This window comes from Prevotella corporis DSM 18810 = JCM 8529, assembly GCF_000430525.1.
Classification (GTDB): Bacteria; Bacteroidota; Bacteroidia; order Bacteroidales; family Bacteroidaceae; genus Prevotella; species Prevotella corporis.
Genome location: NZ_AUME01000069.1, coordinates 1 through 7028, shown reverse-complemented (window position 1 = coordinate 7028; position 7028 = coordinate 1). Strand labels below are relative to the sequence as shown.

At 40.3% G+C, this 7028-nt stretch carries 10 protein-coding genes; 7 read left to right on the top strand and 3 right to left on the bottom strand.

The genetic code is table 11. The features are described from left to right. A partial coding sequence (locus H515_RS14220) for a helix-turn-helix domain-containing protein (protein ID WP_154653693.1) occupies positions 1-152 on the bottom strand: 152 nt, incomplete at its 3' end. Positions 153-316: 164 nt separating this feature from the next. Here H515_RS14220 and H515_RS13390 point away from each other — a divergent pair. From H515_RS13390 to H515_RS0110140, 7 genes are all read left to right on the top strand, one after another. Then, positions 317-928, top strand: a complete 612-nt coding sequence (locus H515_RS13390; RefSeq protein WP_051274751.1) for a sce7725 family protein — start codon at positions 317-319, stop codon at positions 926-928. A gap of 29 nt (positions 929-957) precedes the next feature. After that, positions 958-2004: an RES family NAD+ phosphorylase gene (locus H515_RS0110165; RefSeq protein ID WP_025878180.1), complete on the top strand. Its 1047-nt coding sequence runs from the start codon at positions 958-960 to the stop codon at positions 2002-2004. An 850-nt stretch (positions 2005-2854) separates the two neighbouring features. Then, entirely contained in the window at positions 2855-3286 is a 432-nt protein-coding gene (locus H515_RS0110160) for a hypothetical protein (RefSeq protein ID WP_028901915.1), read from the top strand. Between the two features lie 22 nt (positions 3287-3308). Further along, on the top strand, positions 3309-3728 hold the full coding sequence (locus H515_RS0110155; RefSeq protein ID WP_028901914.1) for a PcfK-like family protein: 420 nt from the start codon (positions 3309-3311) through the stop codon (positions 3726-3728). 4 nt (positions 3729-3732) lie between these two features. Beyond that, on the top strand, positions 3733-5007 hold the full coding sequence (locus H515_RS0110150) for a PcfJ domain-containing protein (RefSeq protein ID WP_028901913.1): 1275 nt from the start codon (positions 3733-3735) through the stop codon (positions 5005-5007). Positions 5008-5033: 26 nt separating this feature from the next. Further along, positions 5034-5288 (top strand): hypothetical protein, encoded by a 255-nt coding sequence (locus tag H515_RS0110145; RefSeq protein WP_025878149.1) that lies wholly within the window; start codon positions 5034-5036, stop codon positions 5286-5288. A gap of 4 nt (positions 5289-5292) precedes the next feature. Then, positions 5293-5523 carry a hypothetical protein gene (locus tag H515_RS0110140; protein ID WP_025878151.1) on the top strand — a complete coding sequence of 77 codons (231 nt, stop codon included), beginning with the start codon at positions 5293-5295 and terminating at the stop codon, positions 5521-5523. Positions 5524-5685: 162 nt separating this feature from the next. Here the strand turns inward: H515_RS0110140 and H515_RS13385 are convergent, their stop codons facing one another. Together H515_RS13385 and H515_RS0110130 are read right to left on the bottom strand one after the other, a co-directional pair. Beyond that, positions 5686-6552: a hypothetical protein gene (locus tag H515_RS13385; protein WP_238300203.1), complete on the bottom strand. Its 867-nt coding sequence runs from the start codon at positions 6550-6552 to the stop codon at positions 5686-5688. Between the two features lie 179 nt (positions 6553-6731). Beyond that, the coding region (locus tag H515_RS0110130) for a transposase (RefSeq protein WP_028901813.1) at positions 6732-7028 on the bottom strand (297 nt) is incomplete at its 5' end.

The following is a 7028-nucleotide window of genomic DNA, read 5'->3' as shown; positions in this document are numbered from 1 at the left end:
TAGTGTCCTCTAATCCCACTGTTACGTCTTATTTCACGTGACACTGTACTTGGACTTACATTTATCGCTTTGGCAATGTCTTTTTGTTTCATTCCGTTTTGGAGTAGCACAGAAATTGTGTACCTTTGCTCCGAGGTTAATTGTTTGTACATAGCAATGCAAATTTAATTAATCTTTGGGAGACAGAGGTCTCCCTTTTTCATTTTTATGCATTGCTTGCTGATTTTTCCACTCATGGGGGCTGCTCGCCCCCAACCCCCTCGGTGTTTTCAGGTATAGATTATTAAGCTACACCCGTACTTGGGATTGCAGTTCTATGTTGAACTTGCGGAATAGTACCTTATCCGATGATGCGATTGCATCCCTTGCCAGGCTCTCTAATATCAGTGGGGTAGTTCTTTTTGAACCTGAACGACATCGTTCTTTAAGGAGGTTTCTTGGAATGCAGAAGTTGATTCGCTTAGATGATTGGTTTGAAGCCGAGCAACGCAATGCTGATTATTTGTCGTTACCTCCACGAAAATTCTCTGAAGAGATTTCTTATTACAAAGAGGAGAATTATAGTGGATATGGGGACTTTACCCTATTGCCTATGGCATATGCAGAAGGAGGCTTTGCTCCAAGAGCTGTTGTTATTCATTGGAGCTACCTTAAAAAAGAAGGGGACAGGGAGGAAATTTGGATGGCTCACTACACCTCTGAAAGTAACTATAGTACCTCTGACGTTGCGGGGAAATTTAAAGAAGCAGTTCATAAGCTCATTAAAGATCGAGATAAATATGAGTTTATGGAAAATAAAGCCTTTCAGGAGCTAAAGACCTATTATGAAGAGGGTCGTTACCCTGGTTTAGGAGTATTAAAAAAACTATCCATACAGAATCATATCCTCATCAATGCTGAGTATCTTTCTAGACATGAAACTAAATAACATAGATAGGTTTTGACATCGCACTTCATATGTTAATAGGGAAAAATTGTTTTAAGGACACCGAGCTAAGGGCTTTTTTTGACACTTCTGGAGAGTCTGGGATATGTGCTATTACAAAAACTAAAGATGATGTTGTTGATATTGCGGAGATACAATCTTTTCTATCTGCTGTTCTAAGTCTATTTGTGAAAGATGCATCCTATTCTGATGTGTCATCTATAATTAATCAGGATTGGGACCTGTTTTCTTCAGATGCCTTGGGCGAGAAGATTCTGAAAGAAATTCCCGACTCTCGCTCTGAACCCCAGTCTACAACGATTTTACCACCTTATATAAGTAGCATCGCTAGGGTGAAAAAGTCTTGGGCGGATTTTAAAGAAGAAATCCGTTGGAAGCGAAGATATTTGGTTGATAAAGCTCTTTTGAGTGTAGACGCAGAATGGGATAGACTTCTCAGAATATTAGACTCTTCTACGATTTCTTCTGAACAAAGCTTCTTCCGTTCTCGCATTCATGACGAAGCAAACTCATTGACATATCGTAGGGATGAAATGGGTGCTCCTCCAAAAGACAAAGCTAGCTCGGGACGTGCAAATCCAGAAGGTATACCATACCTATACCTGTGTGAGCAACCCTCTACAACTTTATACGAAGTTCGGGCATTATATCTAGATGACGTCTCAGTAGGAAAATTCAAGTTAAAGGACTCTGCCGATCCTCTGAAAATAGCAGACTTCACGACGACACCGTCGCTGTTTGGAATGTATTCTATTGGGAATTCAAGGATAGAAGATATGGTTAGAGCATATATGTTACACCAAGCCATCAGTAGTGATCTCTCAAAACCTATTCGACGATATGACTCTAGCTTTGAATATATCCCCACTCAGTTTATCTGTGAGTATATGCGCTATGAGATAGGTCTAGATGGTATTAAATATTACAGTGCTTTACGACCTAAGGAAGTAAATATTGTTATTTTTGATCCAAGTAAAATGGAGTGCGTTGATGTGAAGCAGATACAGGTGAACTTGACTGATATTATGAGTAAACCAACACTATCTAGTGAATTCTAGAATGTCTTATTGAACGTTTATAGGATAGTTGATTTACTCCTTAGGGTCACTTGCTTAGGGGACAGCACTGCTGAAAAATAGTGATATTCGGATTTCAAGAAGGCATTTCGCTTAAAAGAAGGGCTTGGAAGTCAAAATAGAAAGTTCAACCGCTTTAATTCTACATTTGAGTCTCCTCTGTATGATTTTTCTGACTTTTATCGAACAAGAATAATGACAAATAGGCATCAATCTATGATAGTTCATCATCTCATAGTTTTACATCGCTTCCTATTTTCCCTGCTAGAAAGTCTTCCAAGATAGCTGTCCCCGCTCACCCTTACAGGAGCAAGCTCAAGCAATACTTCATACACGAAATGGACAAGGGTCTCCATGTTTTATGGCTAAAAGCTCTATCTAGTCATATTAAGCCAGCTCGTAGGCTTTTTGAACAGCCTCGATACAGATGCTGATAATCAGCAAGATATGCAATACGTTGGTCCAATTATATACGTGCAACCGTCTCTACTGACAGGTTCCCTGGTACTACGATTCATCGTTCGCACCGTTCTGCAAATTACATTTACACCTTTTCTATTTTCCACTACGGCTGTTGCACTTTTGCTTCTTTTCCAATGCTCCACGATATGCGATGACAAGGAGACGGATGCTGTTCCCTTTTTATCCGCAAAGGTAGTATGGGGCTTGTGGCTTTCAAAAGGTCTGTGCCGCTTGGTTTGTCTGGAAAATCTCCACACCTACGGGTAGTATTTTCCGCCAAAACCTTGTGCAAGCCCGCCCCGCTACCTCTATTTTGCTACAAAAAGGAATCAGCATACTCCGATCTTTGGACGCATAAAAAAATGTCGCTATGGATAAGCAAAAGGTAAATACAACATCTTCGATGAACAGCAAAGGATATAGCTCCTCCTCTCATTACCGCATTAACCCTGTGGCTGAAAAAAGTGAGCAAGTGTTGGCAATTAAGTTTGTACAATGGGACGTTCCCCCTTTGGAGAGCCTTTGTAGCAGTAAAGTATATCTCCTGCGTGTGAAACTCAATCGTGGCGAGTGTATGAGCCGTGAAGAAAAGAATTGGTTATGTGAAGCGGTGAACTCAAGCACCTATTTCCGCACAGCCGTTCCCCTACAAGGCTATCGCTTTGACTTCTTTGATGTACTGAAGAAATACCTTGTCAATCAGTACGGACAATGGACAGAGTATTACGCACCCGACAGAACAAGCCTAAGAGCCTACCTATATGGGCGCATCAATCAAATAGTAGAAATTCCCAAGTATTAACAACATCAAAACTTATACGACAATGAAAGGAACAGAACATTTTACACGGACTATAGCCGAGTATCTTAATCAGCGTGCTATGGCAGACCCTTTGTTTGCCCCTAACTTGATGAAGCCGAACAAGAATATCGAGGAGTGCATCACCTACATTCTTAATGAAGTGCAGAAAAGCGGTTGCAACGGCTTTGATGATGATGAAATCTTCTCTATGGCTGTTCACTACTATGATGAGGACGATTTAGAGGTTGGCAAGGCTGTTTCTTGCCAAGTTGTGGTTAATCACGTTGTGGAACTCACGGAGGAAGAAAAAGCCGAAGCAAGGCAGGAAGCCATTAAGCAATATCAGCGTGAGGAACTTGCAAAGTTACAGAGCCGTAACGCACGAGTGAAAAAGACTGAGAACATAGCAACCCAAGTACAACCATCACTATTTGATTTTTAAGCCTATGAAACCGAGAAATAAATTTGAAAAGGCAGTTTTGGAACAAAGTAAGTATCTTCGCCCAATAACCAAGACACAAAGTAAGTGGGCATTCCGTGAGTGTATTGACCACTTCGCCTACCGCTTGCCAAAAGGTCGTACCACTTGTATGGATTGTGGGCATAGTTGGATAATGAACAAACATAGAGAAACTTGCACTTGCCCTCATTGCAGGGCAAAGTTGCAGGTCAGAGAAACATACGAGCGCAAGTTGCAGCAGAAGCAGTATTTCACCCTACTTACCACTTGTGGAGAGTTTCAAGTATTGCGTATGTTCCTACTTATTGTGGGTATGGAGAAAGGTTACAAAGTACAAACTTCAATCATTGAGATTGGGCAATATTGGTGGAATATGCAGGGACGAAAAGCTGTGGTTGCCATACAGAGGGTATTGGGACACTATGTTGATACCTTTTCCTATTATAGTCCTATGGCGATACGAAACGATAATGAAGCCTATCAGCATATTGCCTACTCACCGATATATCCGAAGTTCAAGGTTACAGACATACTTCGTAGAAATGGTTTTAAGGATAATTTCTATGGCATCGTGCCTACCCAGCTTATTCCTGCATTGCTTACAGACAGCCGAGTGGAAACATTGCTAAAGGCAGGTCGAACAGACCATATACGTTACTTTCTTGGCAACAACAGAACTTTTGAAGAACTATGGCAGTCCTACAAGATTGCAGTCCGTAACGGCTATGAGATAGCAGACATTTCCCTTTGGAGTGATTATGTAGATACACTTAGAAGATTAGGTAAGGATATTCATAATCCAAAATATTTATGCCCAACAAACCTTAAAGGCGAACACGACCGCAGACACGAGGAACTTCTCAGATTGCGTGAAAGGGAGGAAATAGAACAGAAGCAAAAGAAGGCAATGGAAGATGAAAAGCGTTTCAAAGAACTTAAATCCAAGTTTTTCGGCATCCATTTCACGGACGGCACTATCCAAGTCCACGTATTGGAGAGCGTGCAGGAACATTTGGAAGAAGGTGTATCAATGCATCATTGCGTATTCTCCAACGAGTACTATTTCAAAGAAGACTCGCTTATCCTATCGGCTACCATTGAAGGCAAGCGAATAGAAACCATTGAAGTATCATTACGAACTTTGGAAGTGGTACAAAGTCGTGGAGTGTGCAACAAGAATACGGAATATCACGACCAAATCGTTAGCCTTGTCAATGCCAACCGCAAATTGATAAGGCAGAGAATGAGAGCGACAGCATAAGCAACAATCACCAAAACATCACAGATATGAAAGCAGAAATAGAAAGCATCGTATGCAATTGGGCGGACGAGATACCCCATATCCTTATAAGGGTCATCAACGCCATTATCTTATCCGCCAATGAAGAGGAACTGAGGGTTGCCATCAAGCGGATAGCCGAAGAAACAGAACTTGACAAGTTCTTTGCCTATGGTTACGGCACGCATCATTTTTGGCTTACCCACCGCAGGTTATCCAATGGAGAGCCGAAGGAACACAGATTACTAATTGCTGAATTTTGAGAATATGAAGAAGAGAGTTTACAGAGTACGGACGCAATACATTTTCGAGGGAGTGTCTGAGGTGGTTTCCGAGAGCAGGGAGAAAGCACGGCAAAAGGTTATTCAGAATTGCGGAATGGTGATGGGTGGGGACATTCACAGCAACCTTCCCGATGAGGAGGTGAATTGGGCTTTCTCCACGCACCCGGATATAAGGACGGGACGGATAACCGTTCAAGAAGAAGAGACAGAGTAATGCGGTCGGCAGATTTGCCGATCGCTCCTTTCTTTCGTGAGCTTCGAGCGGACAAAGAAAGGAGCAAAGAAACCCCGATGAAAAACACCTCGTTACTTTTGACAGTGAGTCGGAACGACTCAAAAGTAACAAAACGAAGACGTGGATTTAACACTACCCATTTTAATTACCAAACAATTCGGTTAAAGTAGTATTGATAGTAATAGGTTTCTTTTGTTCTGGGTATTCTCCATTTACAGAAACATAAATTACGCCATCTATTTTTTCTTTTATATGCACAAACATCTTTGTTGCCATAACAAGATAAAAATGAGTCTCATGGCAGTCTACAAAAGAATCTATATTTGAACTAATATTACTATCAGCTATTAGTTTCAAATCATCTCTTTTGACTTCACCAAATGATACATGTGGAATATCACCTTTTTTCAAAATGAAGAACCCCAATGGTTGAACTCCTGCACATAAGCTAATATGAGTTTTTTTTAGGTGTTGAATTTTGTCTGTTGTGATTATTGTATAATCTAAATCATTATATTCAATCATTTCCAGAAATTCTTCTATTTGGCTCCAATGTGTCTTATACGACGATAACTTTTTCATACTGTCAAGCACTCGCAGATACATACGATACAAATCAAACATAAAATTCGTCAGAAGAGGAGGCTTACAAAGCCCAATATTTTTATATGGAGAGTAATAAATGGTTTCCAAACTTTCTTTTGTTTCTACAACACCTTCCTTTGTTATGAGGTTATCAACCTCTGTTATGATATTATTTTGTGGAAGTGTGATAGTAAAACTGCCAGCAAAGGATGTTATCTCTTTTTTTAGTTTGGAGAATTTTTCACAATCCACGTCAGGATGATTTTGATGGGTTTCTTTGGTATTTAAGCATTGGTCCCGATAATCTGAAAGTAAGGATAATATATCTGCCTTATTAACAGGGAGTAATCGTGGAATCAATTGAAAGATATCTTTACTAAACTCCTCTACATCATCTTTCATCATCTCCATTAAAGTTGCCATTCTTTTATCATCTTCTATCAATATTGGAGAGGCTGGTATTTGAAAGAGAAAATTTATGTTGTTTAAATTCCGAAGCTTTAAAGTCCATAACCTGATCACAAGTAATGACAGGTACTTTACCGCTTTCCTAAATACAAACTTTTCATCATTTACACCTCCCATTTCGGCTCAGTAGAAAATCAATGGGGATAGGCATATAGTTTTGCAATTCTGAATAAAAAGAACTTCTTGTCTGCCACTCCTCTTAGATTGGCTCGGAAAAGTTTAATTTTGGCATTGAACGATTCTGCCATGGCATTCGAAGATCTGTTGTTATAGAAGTTCAATATCTCATCATAATGCTCGTAGAATGTGGCAGCAATCACATTGAATGAATGGAAGTCTGCCTCTTCAACTTTATTGTACCACCGTGCCATGGAGAGCCTGGCTGCATCCTTGATGGTGTTCTTGGCGAAGATTATGCGCAGTGAGTGGCA

Bases quoted from the DNA above. Each gene is read 5' to 3' on its own strand.
- H515_RS13390 (WP_051274751.1), top strand. From the start codon at position 317: ATGTTGAACTTGCGGAATAGTACCTTATCCGATGATGCGATTGCATCC.
- H515_RS0110165 (WP_025878180.1), top strand. From the start codon at position 958: ATGTTAATAGGGAAAAATTGTTTTAAGGACACCGAGCTAAGGGCTTTT.
- H515_RS0110160 (WP_028901915.1), top strand. From the start codon at position 2,855: ATGGATAAGCAAAAGGTAAATACAACATCTTCGATGAACAGCAAAGGA.
- H515_RS0110155 (WP_028901914.1), top strand. From the start codon at position 3,309: ATGAAAGGAACAGAACATTTTACACGGACTATAGCCGAGTATCTTAAT.
- H515_RS0110150 (WP_028901913.1), top strand. From the start codon at position 3,733: ATGAAACCGAGAAATAAATTTGAAAAGGCAGTTTTGGAACAAAGTAAG.
- H515_RS0110145 (WP_025878149.1), top strand. From the start codon at position 5,034: ATGAAAGCAGAAATAGAAAGCATCGTATGCAATTGGGCGGACGAGATA.
- H515_RS0110140 (WP_025878151.1), top strand. From the start codon at position 5,293: ATGAAGAAGAGAGTTTACAGAGTACGGACGCAATACATTTTCGAGGGA.
- H515_RS13385 (WP_238300203.1), bottom strand. From the start codon at position 6,552: ATGGCAACTTTAATGGAGATGATGAAAGATGATGTAGAGGAGTTTAGT.